Source organism: Polaribacter filamentus (assembly GCF_002943715.1).
GTDB lineage: Bacteria > Bacteroidota > Bacteroidia > Flavobacteriales > Flavobacteriaceae > Polaribacter > Polaribacter filamentus.
Genome location: NZ_MQUA01000013.1, coordinates 3,159,451 through 3,178,853, shown reverse-complemented (window position 1 = coordinate 3,178,853; position 19,403 = coordinate 3,159,451). Strand labels below are relative to the sequence as shown.

The following is a 19,403-nucleotide window of genomic DNA, read 5'->3' as shown; positions in this document are numbered from 1 at the left end:
CATCAAATTAGAAGAACTTATAAAGGAATGTTGCAAACAAAAAATTGCAGCGCAAGCAGAGGTTTATCAGCTTTTTTCTGGTAAACTATTTGCTGTTTGTTTAAAATATTCTCGAAATTATCAAGATGCAGAAGACACTTTACAAGATAGTTTTCTAACAATTTTTGATAAAATAAAACAATATCAAAACAAAGGCTCGTTTGAAGGTTGGCTAAAAAGAATCACTATTAATACAGCCCTTCAAAAATATAGGAAAAAAGAACCTTCATCTATTGAAAGTAAGGAAGTAGAAGCTATCGATTTAGAAGAAGATGATTTTGAAGATTCTAATTTCGACCTAAATTTCTTGTTAGAATTAATTCAGAAACTACCAGATAGATATCGCTTAGTTTTTAACCTCTATATTTTAGATGATTACTCTCACAAAGAGATTGCCGAAATGCTAAAAATTTCTGAAGGAACTTCTAAATCTAATCTTTCAAGAGCCAGACAGATTTTAAAAAAGCAAATAGAAGTTCATCAACAAAAAAAGTCTAAATGTAATGAAAGAACAGAAAAACATAGACAAATTATTTCAAGATAAATTGAAAGCTTTTGAGGCTACTCCGAATGAGAAAGTTTGGAATACAACGAAAGTAAAACTTCAAACAAAGAAAAGAAAAGTGCTGCCAATTTGGTGGATATCTAGCGGCGTTGCGGCTCTTTTTATTCTAGGATTATTGGTTTTTCCTTTAAATGATACGAACATTAAAATAGAATATTTTCCAGAAAATGTGGTTACAAAATCACCGAAAGAAGGAGATGAAATGGAAATTCAAAAAGAGATAGAAACCGTGATTGTGCAGCTTAGTAAAATTGATAAAAAGAGCTCAGAAACCTCCACGAATTCTAAAAAAAGTATAACTACCGTAACAGTTTTAGAAGGGATATTTCAAAGTAATAAAAAAGAGAAAAAACCGGCAACGAATAATAGAATAAAAAAAGAGCTTCAAATTGATAAACCTTTGAATGATGCTATTAGTATCGCTCAAAATAAAAAAACGATAGTTGTTGATAAAAGCAAAGAAAACAAGCAAGAAATAATTGAGAGGCCATTTGATTTCATAAAAAAAGAACCGAACAAAAGCAACCTTAAAACGATTGATTTATTAGAAACAATCGCAGAAAACGACGAAGAAGAAATAGAAGGTAAATTACAGAAAAAATGGTCGGTTGCATCTGTTTTTGGTATTATTGGTGCGAATTCTTTTTCAAAAACTTCACCTTTAGATAGTAATTTAGACGGTTCTACAAAAGGTGACAAAAGTATTTCTTATGGTGTAAAATTTTCCTATAAGATTAATAATAAATGGTCTTTTCAGTCGGGTATTCATTTACAAGAAATGCAGTATTCAAATACAAATATTGCTGTTGTAGCTTCTAATATAGAAGCGTCTAACATCAACTTTAACTCAGGCAACCAATTTGTATTAAATAGCACTACAAGAGAATCTTTTGATGCAAGTTCATTAACTTTAAATACTGTAAGTTTTAACGGAAATATGCGTCAGAATTTTGGTTATATAGAAATTCCTTTAGAAATTAAATATAATTTATTTCAAACTAGTAAAATAGAAACCCATATTGTTACCGGTTTTAGTTCGCTATTTTTAAATAAGAATGAAGTTTTGCTGAATACAGCAAATTTCCAAAATAGAGGCGAAGCAAATAATTTAAACGATCTTAATTTTAGTGGAAATCTAGGAATAGATTTTAGCTACTTTTTTAATAAAAATTGGTCTTTGCAATTAAACCCAATGTTTAAAACACAGTTAAATACGTATACTAAAAATTCAAACGGATTCCAACCTTATTTTATTGCTGTTTATACAGGTATCAATTATCGTTTTTAAATTTTACCATTTATTTTAAATTTTGGTAGACTGAACCAGTAAATGGAATATAGTGTCGAAACAACTTGGAAGCTTCTCTTTAAAAAGTGAGATTTTGTCTTTTTTAAATTTTTTGTAGACTTTTTTGATTTAGAAACAGAGTCTAATGCAATGATGAATAGTTTAGTTTTAGTTTCTAAAAGGCCTATTGAAGAGATGCTAGGCCTTATAAATAAAAGAAATAACATCAATTTATCAATTCCGATAATTTCAAAATTAGGAATAAAAAAGAGAGTAAAATCAGAAATTATAGAACTTTTTTTAGAGCTTTTACCAGAAAAATGGTTAGATTATTCTTTGTATATTTGTAAAATTAAGTCGCCTTTATCATTCATAGAAGCTCTGTACATACCGGCGGTATTAAACTCAAAAGACATATTTCCTCTTTTATCTAAGGCTACAACACCACCCGTTCCACCCAGTTTTGTTAATTTATTTTGAATTACATCCGTAGTCGCTTCTTTCAAAGTTTTATGTTGATATTCCATTTGAGCAGAAATATCGTATGCAACTTGACTTCTGATAAAATATTCTCCCCAACCTGTTGACGAAATCCCACACGTTTTGTTATTTGCATAGGTTCCAGAACCAATAATTGGTGCATCTCCAATTCGTCCCCAACGTTTATTGGTCATTCCTCCAGTAGATGTTCCTGCAGCAATATTTCCTTCTTTATCTAACGCAACGCAACCAACGGTTCCGAATTTGCTATTTTTTATGTCAGAGTCGTAAAAAGCCGCTTTTTTATCATCATGATCAAGCTCCATTTTTTCGTTGTCTTTAATTCTTTGTAAAGATTTAAAGCGTTTTTGGGTATAAAAATAACTAGGATTTACAATTTCTAACCCCTTTTCTTTTGCAAAAAGAGATGCTCCTTCGCCAGAAAGCATTACATGATGGGAATCTGTCATAATTTTTATGGCTAATTCAATCGGACTTTTTACATTTTTTACACCAGCAACAGCGCCGGCGTTCAATGTTTTTCCATCCATAAAAGAAGCATCCAATTCATTGGTCCCTTCATTGGTAAAAACCGCTCCTTTTCCTGCATTAAATAAAGGAGATTCTTCCATCACTTGAATGGTTTTTAACACCGCATCTTGACTAGTGCCACCATTTTTTAAAATGGTATAACCAACTTTTACAGCCTCTTCTAACTTCTCTTTGTATTCAGCTTCTAGTTCATCAGACATGTTTTCTTTTAAAATAGTACCTGCGCCACCATGAATTATAATCGCAAATTCGTTTTGTTTTGTTTCGGTATTAATTTCTTCGGATGAGTTAGTCGTTTCATTTTTGCATCCAAATGCTAAAACTAAGAGTGTGAAAAGTGATAAGATTGTTTTCATTGCTTTGTTGTTTAATATTTAACAAATTTAATTGTTTTTGTTTAATTTATCTATGTCTGAAATTATTCGTAAATTCGTTCTTCGAATATAAACAACAAAAACGAAACAGCAAAATGACAGATTTTGGAATAAAAGAAGCACTAAAAACATTAGGCCTAAAAGACATAAATGAAGGAACTTCTACAGGTTCTAATAATTTTTCTAATGGCGAATTGATAGAAAGTTACTCTCCAGTTGATGGAAAACTGATTGGAAAAGTAAAAGCGACCACAAAAGAGGACTTTGAAAAAATGATGGACACAGCTACGAAAGCCTTTAAATCATTTAGAAATATGCCTTCTCCACAAAGAGGAGAAATTGTACGTCAGTTTGGTAATAAATTAAGAGAATTAAAAGAGCCTTTAGGGAAATTAGTTTCTTATGAAATGGGAAAATCTTTGCAAGAAGGTTATGGTGAGGTTCAAGAAATGATTGATATCTGTGATTTTGCTGTTGGATTGTCTAGACAATTAAATGGGCAAGTAATTCCATCTGAAAGACCCGGGCATATAATGAGAGAACAATGGCATCCAATAGGAGTTGTTGGTATCATTTCTGCTTTTAATTTTCCAGTGGCAGTTTGGGCTTGGAATACTTCTTTAGCTTGGATTTGTGGTGATGTTTGTGTTTGGAAAGCTTCAGAAAAAGCTCCTTTATGTTCTATTGCTTGTCAGAATATTATTGCAGGTGTTTTAAAAGATAATAATTTACCAGAAGGTATTTCGTGTATTATAAATGGAGATTATAAGGTGGGTGAAATGATGACTGCTGATACTAGAATTCCGTTAATTTCGGCAACTGGATCTACCAGAATGGGAAGAATTGTTGGTACTACTGTTGCACAACGTTTTGGAAAATCTTTATTAGAATTAGGCGGAAACAATGCAATTATTATTACACCAACTGCAGATTTAAAAGTAGTGGTTCCTGGAGCCGTTTTTGGGGCTGTTGGTACTTGTGGACAACGTTGCACATCAACAAGAAGATTAATAATTCACGAATCTGTGTATGATAAAGTAAGAGATGCCATTGTTGGTGCTTACAAACAAATTAAAATAGGAAACCCTTTAGATGAGACGAAACATGTTGGGCCGTTAATTGATAAAGATTCTGTAAAAACGTATTTAGCTGCGATAGAAAAAGCAAAAGCTGAAGGCGGAAACGTATTAGTTGAAGGTGGTGTTTTAACAGGTGAAGGATTTGAGTCTGGTTGTTACGTGAAACCAGTAATTATTGAAGCTGAAAACCATTTTAAAATTGTACAACATGAAACTTTTGCCCCAATTTTATATTTAATGAAATATTCTGGAGAAGTAGAAAATGCAATTGAAAAACAAAACGGCGTTGTGCAAGGTTTATCTTCTGCAATTATGACAAATGAAATGAAAGAAGCAGAGAAATTTTTATCCTATGCTGGTTCAGATTGCGGAATTGCAAACGTAAACATTGGAACTTCTGGTGCAGAAATTGGTGGTGCTTTTGGTGGTGAAAAAGAAACTGGTGGAGGTAGAGAATCTGGTTCTGATGCTTGGAAAGTTTACATGCGTAGACAAACAAATACCGTAAATTATTCAGACGAATTGCCTTTAGCACAAGGAATTAAGTTTGATTTGTAAAAAGTTTAAACTTTTATAAGAATAAAAAAACCCAACTTTTTAAAGTTGGGTTTTTTTAATAGAATTTATGTCTAAAATTGATTTTATTAAAAAATAAGAAACTTATTTTATAATCTCAGTTTCTAAAATTTCTACAACTTCAAGATCAAAAATTAAATCCTTACCTGCTAGTGGATGATTTCCGTCAATAACAATACTTTCTTCTTTCACTTCAATAACAACTAAATTCATTTCTTGTCCATCTGGTGTTTTAGAAACTAGTCCCATTCCAACTTCTGGAGTCATATCTTGAGGGAGTTCAGTTTTCTTAACTTCTTGTATTAAATCTTTATTGATTTCTCCATATGCTTCATCTTTAGCAATTGTAATGGTTTTTTTCTCATTTACTTTCATATCGATTAACCCTTTTTCAAAACCAGGTATTAATTGTCCTTGTCCTAAAGTAAATTCTAAAGGTTCTTTTCCTTCAGAACTATCAAAAACCTGTCCATCAGATAACTTACCGGTGTAATTTACTTTAACTGTGTTGTTCTCTTTGACTTGACTCATCATACTTTGTTATTTAATTTTTAAAAATATTTTTTGCATAATTCTTACGCATCAAACATTTTAATTTAAACTTATACTAATAGAAGCCGCGAAAATCAAGCCAAAATAGGAAAAAGCAGGAATGAAATTCTATAAACCTATACATTAATCATTTTTAAAAGGTATAAACGGTGCTGCATCCCTCTGATAAAGGCAAAATGGAACTTTATGACTTTATTTAAAATAATCGCCTAAATTTGTTTTTAATCAGCAAGTATGTCAGTTAAATTAAAAATTTGCGCCAACTCCGTAAAATAGTTTAAGAGTAATTATCGTCTAAAATTAAGCTAAATGGTATAAAAATTATGGATTTGCAGTTAGACAACGATATTTAAAATCAGAAATTTTTATAAAATTAAACCATCTTTAATTTTAATAGTCTAAATTTCATGAAATTAGCACACATACAACACTTATACGACAGCGTAGGTTTGGTATTACATCAAAAGAACTTGTGCGTTTATCTAAGGAAGATTGCTAGCTTTATAAATTCAGGATTAGAAACTCAGGTGTATTATAAAGGTTTAAGCGGATTTGATATACACGCAAATCAAGTAAATACACAAGAAAGATTGTTAAAAATTTATGCAGAAAGCAAGGAGATTTTTGTAAACCATTTAAAAAAAATAATGCTTGTTACGATGTTATCATTCTTACTTTTTCTGAGTTTGGAAGACGTGTAAAACAAAATGAATCTAAGGGAACAGATCATGGAGCGGCGAACATTGTTTTTTTAGTTGACAAAAATTGAAAGAATCAAGGTTTGTATGACAACTTAACTAATTTGAGCGATTTAGATAAAAATGGAAATCTGAAATATGAAATAGCTTTTAGAGAAATTTACGCAACACTTCTAAACCAAATGAAATATTAATTAATTGAGTTATACGCTTAGCGTCTGTTTTATTTGATTTTGATATATTGGTTTACTTTCTACCATTCTATTAATCGTTTTATGAAATATGCTGGTTTTAAATTGAGATCGATTAATTCTAAAACAAAACTCATCAAAGTATGCTTGAATATGCCATTTACTTACATGGGTTGGTATTGCTCTCAACCATGACTTAACTTGCATAATCACAATGTGTAATTGTTTGAAATTAGCACCATTATTACTATATATTTGGTCAATGTCATACATCTCTTTTAAAGGTTGGTAACCTCTCCATTTATCAGTTACTATTTTAGCAGATGTACTTATATGCTCTTCAAATATCGGGGTTAATGATTTTGCAGAATAGTCTTTGATGGATCTGATATAAACTCTTTTAACTTTATTGCCATCTGTTAATTCTACTGCGATAACAGCCTTTTTCTTTTTCGTATCATAACTTCTTCCTTGTTTGCCTTCTTCTTTCCCTCCAACAGTAAATTCATCAACATGGATTAATTTCTCTAAAGGATATTTTTGACTGCTTTTCATTGCTTTACGCACTTTTTGCATGAAATACCACGCTGTTCCTTGGCGAATGCTAAAACGTTTTCCCATTTGAATACTTGAAATACTTTTACTACTTGTACTCATTTCAAAAACCACACAAAAGGCTTTTTGCAATCCAAATTTAACTTTATGAAATAAGGTGTTTGCAGTGGCGCTTTCTACGTGTTGACAGTTATAACAATGGTATCTATAATCTACTTTTTCACAGCCTTTGGTATGACCACATTTCATACAAGTAAATCCATCTTGCCATTTTATTTTGGCTAAATACGCTTTACACGCAGCATCATTTGGTAATTCTTTTATAAAGTTTAGTATATCTTGACCTTCAAATTGTTCCATATCTCTTGTTTTAAAGGTTATAATATACGGAAATTAAATGACTAACTCAATTAATTAAACTATAATTACCTAAGCGTATAACTCAGTAAAATAATTTCACTTCATTTAAATGAAACGTAGTTTAAGAAGTGCAATCTAGAGGTATCTAATAGCAACTGTTGTATATTGCATTTATAAATCATTATTATGAAATTAAATTTATTGTCTTGCGATTCTCAACGACCAGATAAAAGAGCGATAGCCAAATGTATTGCAGAAATTTCATCTAATATTTCAGAAAGCTTGTCAAATGAACTTACAGACATACTTTTAGAAGGAGATGCTGTAGATATTGAAGTGACAGATAAAAATGCGGGTTCAGCTTTAAGAGCTTTACGAAAACTAGATGTTGATTACGAGATTATCGAATAAATTTTCTTCAATATTTTATTTTTATTAAAGCTGATTATAAAGGGTTTTTAAATTAGGTGTGTTTATTTTTTATTTAATAGGTCAACGGTAATTTCTTTTTTGATACTATTGACAAATCAATTAATATGTGGTGTTTCTTTTAGAGAAACGCAACATAAAATGTAACGAATGAATCTTTTTCTACATGCATCATTTCTAATCTGGATCTTAGTTACCTTGCTCTGGATCTGGAGCGTGCTTATAAAAAATGTAAGTATTGTAGACATTTTTTGGGGTTTTGGTTTTGTGGTTGTAAACACCTTTTATGTTTTCAATTTAGAGAGTATCAATCTAAGAAATTTAGTGCTTTTAATTCTTGTCTCAATCTGGGGTTTGCGTTTAACAATTTATTTAGCAATCAGAAATATTGGGAAAGGTGAAGATTATAGATATCAACAATTCAGAAAAGAATATGGCGCTAAACGGTATTGGTGGTTTAGTTATTTCCAAGTTTTTTTATTACAAGGAGCTTTAATTTTGATTGTTTCTTTACCTTTATTAGGTGTGCATTTAAGTGCCGCTTCAGGTGATTTAATTTGGTTAGATTATGTGGCTATTTTGGTTTGGATTATTGGCTTTGGTTTTGAAGCTGGTGGCGATTATCAGCTATATAAATTTAATAAAAATCCAAATAATAGAGGAAAAGTACTAAACTCAGGTTTTTGGAAATATACTAGACATCCTAACTATTTTGGAGACGCAGCTGTTTGGTGGTCTTACGCATTGCTTAGCATTGCCGCAGGCGGTTATTGGCAAATTATCGGAGCTGTAATTATGACTTTATTAATTATAAAAGTATCAGGCGTTGCGTTACTTGAAAAAACATTAAATACCACAAAACCAAAGTACAAAGACTATATAGCAAGAACTAATTCCTTTTTTCCTTGGTTTCCTAAAAAATAAGTATGGTTGAGTTTCTAAAAGAACATAGTTGGTTTATTCTATTTGCCATTTGGGGTTTTCCTTTAAGTTTTTACAGAAGTAAATTCAGAAAAATTGTCTATCAAACAGATAGCTGGACAATCAATATAAAACCCTTTTTCATCAAAGAAATAAAAGGGCTGTTTGGTAATTTATATCCTGATAATAAAGAGTATTTAAAACAACGTAATTTCTATAGATTCTATCTGGGTATCTACACTATTTTATTGCTGCTTTATTTAAAATATAGCTAATTATACTTTACTTTTCTAATTATACGAATCGTCTCTTTATATTTGATATAGGTGGTTTTATCTTCTAAATTTCGCATATAATTCTTTGCTTTTTGTAGTTGTTCCGAGGCGTCTAAAAATCCATTTAAAAAACAGATTAAATAATTGGTGGGTAATCTAAAAACATCTTCATATTCTAAAACAGAAAGTGGTGTTTTATTTATAATTTTTGAAATAATTTTGTTGCTATTCGTATAAATATGATTGATAATTGTTTCATTATATTTTGGTGGCTGAAACAAAAATTCAGTAATAATGTCATGTTTGCCATTATCTTTAAAGTTGATGATCGTTTTTTCTAAAGGATAATACTTTTCGCTGGCTTCAATACCTAACAATATATATTCTGTAATAATAAAGGAATGACTGTTATAAGTGATTTGAACATCATCTAAAGCAGAAAAAAATAATCGAACTTGTTCGTTAATCAATTCAATATCCACTCTAGAAAAATATTCTTCTTGGTTGATAATTTTCTTCTCTCCTGCCCAACACAGCACAAACTGTTCATTAAAAACTTTGTATTGCGGATTATTCTCTGGTTTATGATTATTGATAAAGTCGAACACACCATCTAAAGTGAGTTCAATATTATTTCTTGCGTTATTTTCTACGGATTCTACTATTGATTTGTTAGTGTTTTTTAGTTCAAAAAGAGTACCCAAAAAAGGCATTGAATTACTTCCTTTTCTGTGAAAAATTGTTCCCTTTTTATATTTCCAAGTATTTTTTAAAAAGGAGGTTATTTGATTATTTGGATGAATAGTGACCAAACCAATGACTTTATGTCTTGGTAAACGTGGAAAAGGTACGTTTTCATATTGAATTTTTGGTGGATTAATCAAATACGCATTTACCAAATTTTGGATTTTACTATCATCATAGAAATCGACACCAAGAATTTTATTTTCTTCATCTTCCACACCAATTACGATATAAGAATTGTTTTCTGGGTTTGAGTTTGAAAGTGCACAAATATGTTTTAAAAACTTTGCTTTGCCTTCTTTATTACTTAGAGATAGTTTTTGCTTTTTATCATAAAAGCTATTCTCATCATTTTGAGAAAGTAAATTTTTGATTAAAAGTCTTTTGTTAATCACTAATTATTATTATTATTTATTGGCATCCGTTTCATTCAAACTTTGTATTTTTTTATCCAAATTTTTCAGGTAATTTATAAATTTAGATTGTTGATCTATTAATTTACTCGCATCCAAATCTAGTTTTTGAAAAAGTTCTTTGGAAATATGATTTCTATTTTAAGCTCTCAAAATCTGTGCCTTACTTTCACAATACGAACCTCTTGAATAACTTAAAAACAGGATAAATTCTTTTATTACCGTCGCTACCAAAATCTTCAATACTAGTATCCATTGCTGCACCATAAGAACCTATGGCTCTATCGGTTTATAATTTTTAGATAAAGTAGTATTTATAATAATTTCCCGTATTTTGTTACAAAAAATGACTATCTTCTTATATACTTTTAAACTTTCAAATGATGTATAATGGGCCATCATAAAAAATAAAAATAATTAATAGGTATCTTTTTTGATAATTGTCGCACTTGCTTGCGCCGAAGGATACACTACTAAATCTTCAATATTTACATGATAAGGCCTTGTGATTACAAAGTGAATAATATCTGCAATATCTTCTGGTTGTAAAGCTTTATAATCCGCATAAACTATTTTTGCTCTCTCTGTATCACCTTTAAAACGGACTTCGGAAAACTCGGTTTCTACTGCCCCAGGATGAATTGCCGAAACACGAATGTTGTGTTTGTTTAAATCAATCCTCATTGCTTTATTTAGAGCGTCTACAGCATGTTTTGACGCACAATATACATTTCCATTAGGATACACTTCTTTAGCGGCAATTGAACCAATATTTACAATAAATCCGTTGTTATTTTTAATCATTTTTGGAATGATTGCTTTTGAGACATAGAGCAAACCTTTTACATTAATGTCTAACATGGCATCCCAATCATCTAAATCGCCATCTTGAATGCTAGCTAATCCATGCGCGTTTCCCGCGTTGTTGATCAAAATATCTATGTTTTTAAAATTTTCTGGAAGTGATTCAATTGCAGCAGCTACTTCGTCTCTTTTGGATACATCAAACTGTAAAGTGGTTACTTCTGTTAGGTCACTCAGTAACTCTTGTAGTTTATCTAATCTTTCTGCTCTTCGGCCACAAAGAATCAATCGGATATTATTTTTAGCAAATAATTCTGCAGTTGCTTTGCCAATTCCCGAAGTTGCGCCCGTTATAAATGCTGTTTTCTTCATTTGTTTTTATTAATAATTTATGATGAATTTCCTTTTTCCTAAATCAGTTTAGTGTAAACTTTAGTGAAATGTCAATATTGTCATAAAAGTATAAAAACAACTTGTTTTATTTTAAGAAAGAGGATAGTATTTTCAACAAATAGTAACAAAGAAAAAACCGCCCTCCTCAGGGCGGTTCCTCTTTCAATTGGTTATTGAGAAATAACCAACCAAAAATCAACTAACCAAACTTATTTTAAATTTCTTCTATTCTTTATTTTTCTTACTACTTTAGTACGTTTTCTGTTGTTATTCCTTACAGTTGGTGTTGCGGTTTTAACATTTTTTTCACTTTTTAAATACTGTACAAATCCCTTTGCAGAAAAATCATACGTGGTGTTTGACTTTATATGATACAGACGAATGTTACTGTCATTGATAACGCTTAATTCGAATTCTTCTATCTCTCCAACGTCATAATTAAGTGTTAAAACTTTAAGGTCTTCATAACCCGTAACATCAAACACCTTATAACCCCCTGTATAGTTCCAATTAATATGTTCAATTTGTGTGCCAAAATAGTCTTTAGAACTATAAAATGTTGTTAAATTTTCTGGCGTAAAAGCTAAATAATTTTCATCATCAAAAGCATTTGGAGTTCCTCCAGAAGTAGTTGATTTTCCCCAAGCAATGTATTCTTGTAAAAAATATTCTATATTTTCGTAAAATAATTTATCATAATCAAAATTGTTAGTGCTATAGCCAATTAAATAGTAATTTACGTTTTGTCTGCGGTTATATAATCTAATTTCATTGTTAGATAAAATTGTAACTTCAAAGTCGTTGGCGCCATCTATATCGTGGTTGGTTTCTAGTAAACCATTAAAAGTATTATAAGTTCCAACAGCTATTCCTAAACCATTTCCTGTTCTGCCGATATCTACAATGTTGTTATTTGCATATAAAACGCCATTTATAAAAGATAAGGTAAAAGCTCTTGAAACATAAGGAATATCTCCATTTCCGAGTGTTCTATGATAATCTACATACCATAAATCGTACTCAGAAACTACTTCTTCTAAAGTTGGCTGATACTCATAAAAAGAATCTTGGTAAACTGTAGTGCAGGAATTTAGAAGAGTGCCTGCAATAATAATCGCGAAAAGTAATCTTAGAGTTTTCATAAGCTTTCAGGTTTAAGGCAATGCTTATGTATATTCAAATTATGTGCCAAAAAATAATCCCTTTCAAAATAGTATATAAACTATCTGATTTCTTTTTCTTTAGGTGCTTTAGGATAAAATACGGATTTCCCTTTTTTAATTGATTTTACTTTGAAGTATTTTGTCTTTCCTTTTAGGATGTAACTAATAATTGCATCATTTTGATTGAGTTTAAAAGGGAATTTTTTAATTTCAGGAACTGTATTATTTATTTCTTTGGATGAATTTAGGTCTAGGGTGATATCTTGTTTTACAGCGGAAACAAAATTAGCTATAATGATTTTTTCTCTTTTGTTTTTGTGTGCTCTAGTTTCATTATTTTTTAAAAAAATAGATGCTATCAAATTTTACGGGATACAAGGAGGTATAGTTGATAGTTACATTTATTCCGCTATTGCCAGGTTGTCCTCCAGACCAATTATTATAAATAGCTGATGTAATCGCAAATGGCGGATTCTCTTCGAACTTTGCACTTGCACATTGGGTAAGTAGTTGGATAGTTATGAGTATAGCAAAAATTTTTATGGTCTTCATTTTTTAAGGTTTCTATAAGAATTTCAATTGTTGTGACAAGATAAAAAAAAAGAGCTTATCAAATTTTGATAAGCTCTTTATACTTTGTAATATGCTGTAAATCGAAAATAATTTTTAATGCTTTTGTCTTTAAAATTTGACTTCGCTAAATGCTAAATCTAATTTTTTAGTGCTTCCGCACCACCAACAATTTCTAAAATTTCGTTTGTAATTGCTGCTTGACGTGCTTTGTTATATGTTAACAATAAACCGTCTCTTAAATCTTTTGCATTGTCTGTTGCTTTGTGCATTGCGGTCATACGAGCGCCATGTTCTGAAGCGAAACTATCTCTAATAGCTTTAAACAACTGTGTTTTTAAAGACTTAGGAATTAATGCTAAAACAATTTCTTCTTTTGATGGTTCAAAAATATAATCAGCGTCTGAAGTTTGTTCTCCTCCGTCAATTGGTTTTATAGGCAAAAACTGCTCTACTTGTGTAATTTGAGTAGCTGCGTTTTTAAATTGATTGTAGACTAATTCAATTTTATCATACGTTCTATTGGTATATAAAACCATTAGCTCTTCTGCAATGGCTGCAACATTATCAAAAGTTAAATCATCGTAAATATCGTTTCTTTTTTCTACAACGCTCACTTTCTTAGCTAAAACATCGCCTCCTTTTTTACCAATTGAAAATATATCAACTGTAACATCGCTATATTTTTCCTGAATAGTTCTCATTACACCTTTTGTAATTGATGAGTTAAAACCACCACATAAACCTCTATTAGAAGTTATTGCTACGATTAAAACTTTAGAAACTTCTCTTGGTTTAGAATATTCACTACTAGCATCACTATCTAAACTTGCACTTAAATTTTGCAACAATTCACTTAATTTAGATGAATACGGTCTCATTGCCGTAATTGCATCTTGCGCTTTTTTCAACTTTGCAGCAGATACCATTTTCATGGCAGATGTAATTTGCATTGTCGATTTAATAGAGGTTATTCTATTACGTATTTCTTTTAAATTTGCCATATTTTAGTTAATAGTTGTTAGTTATTAGTTATCAGTAGAAAGAAAAAAATCTTACTACTAAACACTAACTACTTCTAATTAAAATGAGTAGAAATTTCTTTAGCTGCCGCTTCTAATACAGCAATTGCTTCATCTGTTAATTTACCAGACTTTAAAGAATCTAAAGTATCTCTATGTTTTGCATTTAAATAATCTAAATAATCCTTTTCGAATTTCTTAACCATTTTTACAGGAACTTCCTTTAACAAGTTTTTTGAACCTGCATAAATAATGGCAACTTGATCTTCTACTGTAAAAGGATCGTTTTGAGCTTGTTTTAAGATTTCAACATTACGTTGTCCTTTAGAAATAACATTCATGGTAGCTGCGTCTAAATCAGATCCAAACTTAGCAAATGCTTCTAGTTCTCTATACTGAGCTTGATCTAATTTTAAAGTACCAGATACCTTTTTCATCGCTTTAATCTGTGCATTACCACCTACACGAGATACAGAAATACCTACGTTAATTGCGGGTCTTACACCTGAGTTAAATAAATCTCCATCTAAGAAAATCTGACCATCCGTAATCGAAATTACGTTTGTTGGTATATATGCTGATACGTCTCCTGCTTGTGTTTCAATAATTGGCAATGCAGTTAATGAGCCTCCACCTTTTACAATTTCTCTTAAAGAATCTGGTAAATCGTTCATTTCACTAGCAATTTTATCATCATTGATAATTTTTGCAGCTCGTTCTAGTAATCTTGAGTGTAAATAAAATACATCTCCAGGATATGCCTCACGTCCTGGTGGTCTTCTTAATAATAAAGAAATTTCACGGTAAGCAACTGCTTGTTTCGATAAATCATCAAAAACAATTAAAGCGGGTCTTCCAGAATCTCTAAAAAATTCTCCAATCGCAGCTCCAGCAAATGGTGCATACACTTGCATTGCTGCAGGATCTGATGCGTTTGCTGCTACGATGGTTGTATACGCCATCGCCCCTTTTTCTTCTAACATGTTTGCAATAGCTGCAACCGTAGAAGCTTTTTGACCAATAGCTACATATATACAGTATACTGGGTTACCAGCATCATAAAATTCTTTTTGATTTAAAATGGTATCAATAGCAACAGTAGATTTACCTGTTTGACGGTCTCCAATAATCAACTCACGTTGACCTCTACCAACAGGGATCATTGCATCAATAGATTTAATACCAGTTTGTAATGGCTCAGTTACAGGCTCTCTATAAATAACTCCAGGTGCTCTGCGCTCTAGAGGCATTTCATACGTTTTTCCTTCAATAGGTCCTTTTCCATCTATAGGGCTTCCTAAAGTATCTACAACTCTTCCTATAATCCCTTCACCCGCTCTTAAAGAAGCAATACGTTCTGTACGTTTTACGGTAGAACCTTCTCTAATTTCAGTTGAAGCGCCTAATAATACAACACCTACATTATCTTCTTCTAAGTTTAAAACGATACCTTCTAAGCCGTTATCGAATGCTACTAACTCACCATATTGTACGTTAGCTAATCCGTAAACACGAGCAATACCATCTCCTACTTGTAATACAGATCCTACTTCACTTAATGAAGCTTGTGCTTCAAAGTTCGTTAGTTGTGCCTTTAAAATTGCTGATACTTCAGCTGGTTTAATACTTGCCATCTTTTTAAAATTTACTTTAGGCTTTGTGCTTTAAGCTTTATGCGCATTGCATATTACTTATTGCTTAAAGCTACTTATATTTTTGGAATATAGTGACTATTGTCAAATTCCTTTCTTAATTCGTTTAAATAATTAGAGATACTTGCATCGTACTGAATATCTCCTACACGTAAAATAAATCCTCCTAAAATAGCAGGGTTTATTAAATTTTCTAAATTTGCTTTGTTACCAGTTAAGGACGCAATTTTAGCTAAAACTAAAGCTTCAACTTCTTTTGTTAAAGGAACAGCCGTGGTAACTTTAGCAACTTGAATATGCTTAAGAAAATCGTAAATTATAGCATACTGCTTCGTAACAGATGCTAACATCTCTATTCTTTTATTTTCTTGTAATAAATGAAATAAACCTAGAGTTAATTGGTTTACTTTACCTGTAAATATGGCATTTAATACCTTTATTTTATGAGATGATTTTATTACAGGACTCTTTAACATTACTTCAAATTCTGGATTTTCAGAAATAGTAGCCGCAATAAACTGCATGTCTTCATATACCGCAGATTCTTCTTTAGTATCTTTTGCAAGGTTTAAGATTGCTTTAGCGTAACGTAATGCTGCTCTTGCGTCTTTCATAAATATTAATTTAAAGTAACTTCTTTCAAAATTTCTTCAACTAATGCAAGTTGATCTTTTTTAGAAGATAATTCTTTTTTAATTACAGTTTCTGCAATACCGATTGATAATTCTGCAACGTACTTTTTAAGTTCTGCTAAAGCTGCTTGCTTTTCTTGTTGAATGGAAGCTTGCGCTTTTTCTATTAATGCAGAGGTAACTTCTTTTGCATCTTCTTTTGCTTCAGCTATAATACTATCACTTATATGTCTAGCATCTTTCATCATCGCTTCTCTTTCTGCTCTCGCTTCTTTAAGCAATCTTTCATTATCTGCATTTAAATTTTGCATTTCTTTACGTGCATTTTCTGCGGCAGCTAAAGCATTTTCAATACCAGTTTCTCTTTCTTCTAAAGATGTTAAAATTGGTTTCCAAGCAAATTTTACCATTAACGCAATAAGCATTAACAATAATATTGTTGATACTACAAATAATCCTGGTGAAAAATCGTTTAATAAAGTTTCCATTCTATAAGCTAATTATATACATATTACTTTTTATTTAATTTAAAAAAGCTTTTATTTTTTTTATTCTGATAAAAAAATGAAATTAAAATAGGTTCTGCAACCAACCGTTACAGAACGCTATCTTTTGATTTCGTTTGGATTATTTTCCTAAGAATAATGCACCAAATGCTAAACCTTCTAGTAATGCAGCGATAATAATCATTGCTGTTTGAATTTTCCCTGTCGCTTCTGGCTGACGAGCAATACCTTCCATTGCTTTTCCACCAATTTGACCTAATCCAATTCCTGCTCCGATTACAATTAATCCTGCGCCAATCATGTTGTACATAGTAAATAAATTTATAAATTAAATTAAAAAAAACTCTTATTAAATAAAATCAGCTCTCACATCTTCTGCATCAGGAATCTCATGTCCTTTCTTATCATGTTTGTGATCATGATCATGCTCTGCTACTGCCATACCAATAAATAATGCTGAAAGCATGGTAAAAATATACGCTTGTAGAAAAGCTACTAAAACCTCAATTAATGTTATAAAAAATGATAATACTAAAGATAATCCTGTTGCACCAACAACCCCTAAAGATTCTTTTAACGTGAACATAATTGCGATTAAACTCATTACCACAATGTGACCTGCTGAAATGTTTGCGAACAAACGTACTAATAATGAAAATGGCTTGATAATTAATGCACCCGCTAATTCTATAACCGCTAAAATTGGACGAATTAAAATAGGAACTCCTGGCATCCAAATCATGTGCATCCAGTATTCTTTGTTACCACTAACAGTATAAATTATTAAGGTAAATATTGCTAAACATGCCGTAACGGCTAATTGACCTGTTACATTAAAACCTAATGGCGTTAAGCCTGCTAAATTTAAAACCCAGATAAAAAAGAAAACCGTTAATAAATATCCCGTAAATCTTCTGTAATGTTTATCACCAATATTTGGTCTTGCTATTTCATCACGAACATATAAAACCAAAGGTTCTAAAACTCTTGCAAAACCTGTAGGAACTTGTTTTGTTTTGTATTGATTTGCCAATCTAGAAAACCAGAATAATAACAAGAAACCAATCAATAATATACCTACGACACTTTTAGTGATAGAAAAATCTAAAACTTTACGAGCGTTTGTAGCATGATGCGTTTCATCAAAAGAAACTGTAGAAGCATCAGTATCTAATTCTAATATTTTACTATGAACTTTTGCAAACTTCAACCCTTTCTTTTCAAAAATTACATGACCATCGTCATTATGATGAAATTCTGAAGACATAAAATTCACCAAACCTTCACTTGTCCAAAGAATTATAGGTAAAGGAAAACCAAAATGCTTTCTTTCTCCTGCATCTGAAGTATATGAAAATAATGAAAAATCGTGAGAATCTTTTATGTGATGCATAATGTAAGCATCTACTTCACTCTTCGTATTAACACGATCACCATCATTCTGATTGTCGTGTTTTTTATCTGTATTTGTAGCAAAAATTGTAGCCGAAGAAAAAGCTATTATTGCTACTGTAAGAAACTTGATTGTTTTTTGTGCAATCTTCATTGTTAGAATACGCTTTGTAAATTCCGTGCAAAGGTAGACAATAATTCAAAAGTATAAAACATTTTTTTATTGCTTTTTTTTATTCTTTTTTGTTTAGAATTTTAGCAACAAAAAATGCTTCTGTTGATAAAAAAATAAGCATTGGTATAAATAAAGATACTCGTGCTATTTGAGATAGGTTTTCTTCATTAAAGATAGATTGATAAAAGAGTGCGCAAAAAAGTACAATTTTTAAAAACAATGCAACTAAATAGATAAAACCAAGTTGAGGAAAAATCTTATCAACATTTGAAAACAACCTAAAATTTACACAAACTAACACCGAAAAACCAAGGTGAAATACATACACTTTCTGCAAAGAAAAAGGTAAAATAACTTCTTGTGTATCTATATAATTTTCATGCGTTGAAAAACTTAAAAAGAAAATACCAAAGAATATTAAAAAGTATATAAGAATATGCTTAATCATTAATTCTGTTGGCTTGTTTTATTAACGAATACATCGCTAAAAAGATAGCAAGAAGTGTAACTGTTTGTGTTAAAAAGGCTGTTTCAAAAACGGAATCTAGCCATTTGCCTAAGAGAAAACCAAGATAAATGGTGACTCCCATTTGTAAACCGGCTCCAGAAAGATGTATGGCCTTATTTAAAGATTTTTTTGGTTTGGGATTTTTTTCCATTGCTGTTTTCAACATTTTTTATAATTCCTGTCATAATGCAAGTGGCGTTAAAATCTGCACCGGGCTCAATAGAAAGTTTACCAACAACAACATCGCCAGAAATTTTTGCTATTGATTTTACGGTTAGCGTTTTTTCAACCTTTAGGCTTCCCGTACTTTCACCCTCAATATCTGCAATACCAGCTATAATGTTCCCTTTTACACTCCCTGTAGCACCAATAATAACTTTGCCTTTTATTGTTATATTGCCTTCTAAAGTTCCGTCAATTCTAAAATCTCCATCCGCTTTTATATCACCAATAATAAGAGTGTTTTTAGCAATCACATTTCTTTCCATAGTTTTC

General features: G+C 30.9%; 25 protein-coding genes. 8 read left to right on the top strand and 17 right to left on the bottom strand.

Translation table 11 applies throughout. The annotated features are described in order from the left end of the window. Window position 1: 1 nt before the first annotated feature. Window positions 2–583: an RNA polymerase sigma factor gene (locus tag BST83_RS16635; protein WP_104810750.1), complete on the top strand. Its 582-nt coding sequence runs from the start codon at window positions 2–4 to the stop codon at window positions 581–583. Continuing rightward, window positions 543–1,892 (top strand): outer membrane beta-barrel protein, encoded by a 1,350-nt coding sequence (locus BST83_RS16630; protein WP_104810749.1) that lies wholly within the window; start codon window positions 543–545, stop codon window positions 1,890–1,892. The genes BST83_RS16635 and BST83_RS16630 overlap by 41 nt, the downstream gene beginning before the upstream one ends. A gap of 329 nt (window positions 1,893–2,221) precedes the next feature. Here the strand turns inward: BST83_RS16630 and BST83_RS16620 are convergent, their stop codons facing one another. Then, on the bottom strand, window positions 2,222–3,280 hold the full coding sequence (locus BST83_RS16620; RefSeq protein ID WP_104810747.1) for an isoaspartyl peptidase/L-asparaginase family protein: 1,059 nt from the start codon (window positions 3,278–3,280) through the stop codon (window positions 2,222–2,224). Between the two features lie 113 nt (window positions 3,281–3,393). Between BST83_RS16620 and amaB the strand changes: the two genes are divergently transcribed. Further along, window positions 3,394–4,935 carry an L-piperidine-6-carboxylate dehydrogenase gene (gene amaB, locus BST83_RS16615; protein WP_104810746.1) on the top strand — a complete coding sequence of 514 codons (1,542 nt, stop codon included), beginning with the start codon at window positions 3,394–3,396 and terminating at the stop codon, window positions 4,933–4,935. 102 nt (window positions 4,936–5,037) lie between these two features. Here the strand turns inward: amaB and BST83_RS16610 are convergent, their stop codons facing one another. Next, entirely contained in the window at window positions 5,038–5,484 is a 447-nt protein-coding gene (locus tag BST83_RS16610) for an FKBP-type peptidyl-prolyl cis-trans isomerase (protein ID WP_104810745.1), read from the bottom strand. Between the two features lie 428 nt (window positions 5,485–5,912). On the opposite strand from BST83_RS16610, the gene BST83_RS20850 reads away from it, so the two are divergent. Next, entirely contained in the window at window positions 5,913–6,206 is a 294-nt protein-coding gene (locus tag BST83_RS20850) for a hypothetical protein (protein WP_104810744.1), read from the top strand. Next, the gene (locus BST83_RS20845) at window positions 6,170–6,274 is read left to right on the top strand and encodes a hypothetical protein (RefSeq protein WP_367889201.1); all 105 of its coding nucleotides are present in this window, start codon (window positions 6,170–6,172) and stop codon (window positions 6,272–6,274) included. Before BST83_RS20850 ends, BST83_RS20845 begins: the two co-directional genes overlap by 37 nt. Before the next feature lie 132 nt (window positions 6,275–6,406). Here the strand turns inward: BST83_RS20845 and BST83_RS16600 are convergent, their stop codons facing one another. After that, on the bottom strand, window positions 6,407–7,309 hold the full coding sequence (locus tag BST83_RS16600) for an IS1595 family transposase (protein WP_104808686.1): 903 nt from the start codon (window positions 7,307–7,309) through the stop codon (window positions 6,407–6,409). Window positions 7,310–7,495: 186 nt separating this feature from the next. Here BST83_RS16600 and BST83_RS16595 point away from each other — a divergent pair, with 186 nt between their 5' ends. From BST83_RS16595 to BST83_RS16585, 3 genes are all read left to right on the top strand, one after another. Further along, entirely contained in the window at window positions 7,496–7,720 is a 225-nt protein-coding gene (locus BST83_RS16595; protein WP_104810743.1) for a hypothetical protein, read from the top strand. A 168-nt stretch (window positions 7,721–7,888) separates the two neighbouring features. Then, window positions 7,889–8,662, top strand: coding sequence for a DUF1295 domain-containing protein (locus BST83_RS16590; RefSeq protein ID WP_104810742.1), 774 nt, complete (start codon window positions 7,889–7,891; stop codon window positions 8,660–8,662). Between the two features lie 2 nt (window positions 8,663–8,664). Continuing rightward, a complete protein-coding gene (locus BST83_RS16585) occupies window positions 8,665–8,934 on the top strand; it encodes a hypothetical protein (protein WP_104810741.1) in 270 nt (89 codons plus the stop codon). Here the strand turns inward: BST83_RS16585 and BST83_RS16580 are convergent. The 14 genes from BST83_RS16580 to BST83_RS16515 form a co-directional block, all read right to left on the bottom strand. Beyond that, window positions 8,931–10,073, bottom strand: a complete 1,143-nt coding sequence (locus BST83_RS16580; RefSeq protein ID WP_104810740.1) for an ATP-binding protein — start codon at window positions 10,071–10,073, stop codon at window positions 8,931–8,933. The genes BST83_RS16585 and BST83_RS16580 overlap by 4 nt on opposite strands. Window positions 10,074–10,508: 435 nt before the next feature. Next, complete coding sequence (locus BST83_RS16575) at window positions 10,509–11,267, bottom strand: SDR family NAD(P)-dependent oxidoreductase (RefSeq protein WP_104810739.1); 759 nt, start codon at window positions 11,265–11,267, stop codon at window positions 10,509–10,511. 230 nt (window positions 11,268–11,497) lie between these two features. Continuing rightward, window positions 11,498–12,430: a hypothetical protein gene (locus tag BST83_RS16570; protein WP_104810738.1), complete on the bottom strand. Its 933-nt coding sequence runs from the start codon at window positions 12,428–12,430 to the stop codon at window positions 11,498–11,500. An 80-nt stretch (window positions 12,431–12,510) separates the two neighbouring features. Further along, window positions 12,511–12,813, bottom strand: a complete 303-nt coding sequence (locus tag BST83_RS16565; RefSeq protein WP_104810737.1) for a hypothetical protein — start codon at window positions 12,811–12,813, stop codon at window positions 12,511–12,513. Further along, a complete protein-coding gene (locus tag BST83_RS16560; protein ID WP_104810736.1) occupies window positions 12,785–13,003 on the bottom strand; it encodes a hypothetical protein in 219 nt (72 codons plus the stop codon). The genes BST83_RS16565 and BST83_RS16560 overlap by 29 nt, the downstream gene beginning before the upstream one ends. A gap of 158 nt (window positions 13,004–13,161) precedes the next feature. After that, on the bottom strand, window positions 13,162–14,025 hold the full coding sequence (gene atpG, locus BST83_RS16555) for an ATP synthase F1 subunit gamma (protein WP_104810735.1): 864 nt from the start codon (window positions 14,023–14,025) through the stop codon (window positions 13,162–13,164). A 74-nt stretch (window positions 14,026–14,099) separates the two neighbouring features. Next, window positions 14,100–15,677 carry a F0F1 ATP synthase subunit alpha gene (gene atpA, locus BST83_RS16550; RefSeq protein ID WP_104810734.1) on the bottom strand — a complete coding sequence of 526 codons (1,578 nt, stop codon included), beginning with the start codon at window positions 15,675–15,677 and terminating at the stop codon, window positions 14,100–14,102. A gap of 74 nt (window positions 15,678–15,751) precedes the next feature. Continuing rightward, on the bottom strand, window positions 15,752–16,309 hold the full coding sequence (gene atpH / locus BST83_RS16545; RefSeq protein ID WP_104810733.1) for an ATP synthase F1 subunit delta: 558 nt from the start codon (window positions 16,307–16,309) through the stop codon (window positions 15,752–15,754). 5 nt (window positions 16,310–16,314) lie between these two features. Then, window positions 16,315–16,815 (bottom strand): F0F1 ATP synthase subunit B, encoded by a 501-nt coding sequence (locus BST83_RS16540; RefSeq protein WP_104810732.1) that lies wholly within the window; start codon window positions 16,813–16,815, stop codon window positions 16,315–16,317. 139 nt (window positions 16,816–16,954) lie between these two features. Then, a complete protein-coding gene (gene atpE, locus BST83_RS16535; RefSeq protein WP_027076586.1) occupies window positions 16,955–17,143 on the bottom strand; it encodes an ATP synthase F0 subunit C in 189 nt (62 codons plus the stop codon). 39 nt (window positions 17,144–17,182) lie between these two features. Next, complete coding sequence (gene atpB, locus BST83_RS16530) at window positions 17,183–18,379, bottom strand: F0F1 ATP synthase subunit A (protein ID WP_104810731.1); 1,197 nt, start codon at window positions 18,377–18,379, stop codon at window positions 17,183–17,185. Window positions 18,380–18,458: 79 nt separating this feature from the next. Beyond that, window positions 18,459–18,848, bottom strand: a complete 390-nt coding sequence (locus BST83_RS20840; protein WP_104810730.1) for a DUF6168 family protein — start codon at window positions 18,846–18,848, stop codon at window positions 18,459–18,461. Continuing rightward, on the bottom strand, window positions 18,841–19,059 hold the full coding sequence (locus tag BST83_RS16520) for an AtpZ/AtpI family protein (RefSeq protein ID WP_104810729.1): 219 nt from the start codon (window positions 19,057–19,059) through the stop codon (window positions 18,841–18,843). The genes BST83_RS20840 and BST83_RS16520 overlap by 8 nt, the downstream gene beginning before the upstream one ends. Beyond that, window positions 19,022–19,396, bottom strand: a complete 375-nt coding sequence (locus tag BST83_RS16515; RefSeq protein ID WP_104810728.1) for a bactofilin family protein — start codon at window positions 19,394–19,396, stop codon at window positions 19,022–19,024. Before BST83_RS16515 ends, BST83_RS16520 begins: the two co-directional genes overlap by 38 nt. Between the last annotated feature and the right edge of the window lie 7 nt (window positions 19,397–19,403).

Coding starts and splice junctions, on each gene's coding strand:
- atpB (WP_104810731.1), bottom strand. CDS start 18,379: ATGAAGATTGCACAAAAAACAATCAAGTTTCTTACAGTAGCAATAATA.
- BST83_RS16540 (WP_104810732.1), bottom strand. CDS start 16,815: ATGGAAACTTTATTAAACGATTTTTCACCAGGATTATTTGTAGTATCA.
- BST83_RS16595 (WP_104810743.1), top strand. CDS start 7,496: ATGAAATTAAATTTATTGTCTTGCGATTCTCAACGACCAGATAAAAGA.
- BST83_RS16630 (WP_104810749.1), top strand. CDS start 543: ATGAAAGAACAGAAAAACATAGACAAATTATTTCAAGATAAATTGAAA.
- amaB (WP_104810746.1), top strand. CDS start 3,394: ATGACAGATTTTGGAATAAAAGAAGCACTAAAAACATTAGGCCTAAAA.
- BST83_RS16610 (WP_104810745.1), bottom strand. CDS start 5,484: ATGAGTCAAGTCAAAGAGAACAACACAGTTAAAGTAAATTACACCGGT.
- BST83_RS16600 (WP_104808686.1), bottom strand. CDS start 7,309: ATGGAACAATTTGAAGGTCAAGATATACTAAACTTTATAAAAGAATTA.
- BST83_RS16560 (WP_104810736.1), bottom strand. CDS start 13,003: ATGAAGACCATAAAAATTTTTGCTATACTCATAACTATCCAACTACTT.
- BST83_RS20840 (WP_104810730.1), bottom strand. CDS start 18,848: ATGATTAAGCATATTCTTATATACTTTTTAATATTCTTTGGTATTTTC.
- BST83_RS16570 (WP_104810738.1), bottom strand. CDS start 12,430: ATGAAAACTCTAAGATTACTTTTCGCGATTATTATTGCAGGCACTCTT.
- BST83_RS16590 (WP_104810742.1), top strand. CDS start 7,889: ATGAATCTTTTTCTACATGCATCATTTCTAATCTGGATCTTAGTTACC.
- atpG (WP_104810735.1), bottom strand. CDS start 14,025: ATGGCAAATTTAAAAGAAATACGTAATAGAATAACCTCTATTAAATCG.
- atpA (WP_104810734.1), bottom strand. CDS start 15,677: ATGGCAAGTATTAAACCAGCTGAAGTATCAGCAATTTTAAAGGCACAA.
- atpE (WP_027076586.1), bottom strand. CDS start 17,143: ATGTACAACATGATTGGCGCAGGATTAATTGTAATCGGAGCAGGAATT.
- BST83_RS16520 (WP_104810729.1), bottom strand. CDS start 19,059: ATGGAAAAAAATCCCAAACCAAAAAAATCTTTAAATAAGGCCATACAT.
- BST83_RS16585 (WP_104810741.1), top strand. CDS start 8,665: ATGGTTGAGTTTCTAAAAGAACATAGTTGGTTTATTCTATTTGCCATT.
- BST83_RS16620 (WP_104810747.1), bottom strand. CDS start 3,280: ATGAAAACAATCTTATCACTTTTCACACTCTTAGTTTTAGCATTTGGA.
- BST83_RS20850 (WP_104810744.1), top strand. CDS start 5,913: ATGAAATTAGCACACATACAACACTTATACGACAGCGTAGGTTTGGTA.
- BST83_RS16515 (WP_104810728.1), bottom strand. CDS start 19,396: ATGGAAAGAAATGTGATTGCTAAAAACACTCTTATTATTGGTGATATA.
- atpH (WP_104810733.1), bottom strand. CDS start 16,309: ATGAAAGACGCAAGAGCAGCATTACGTTACGCTAAAGCAATCTTAAAC.
- BST83_RS16575 (WP_104810739.1), bottom strand. CDS start 11,267: ATGAAGAAAACAGCATTTATAACGGGCGCAACTTCGGGAATTGGCAAA.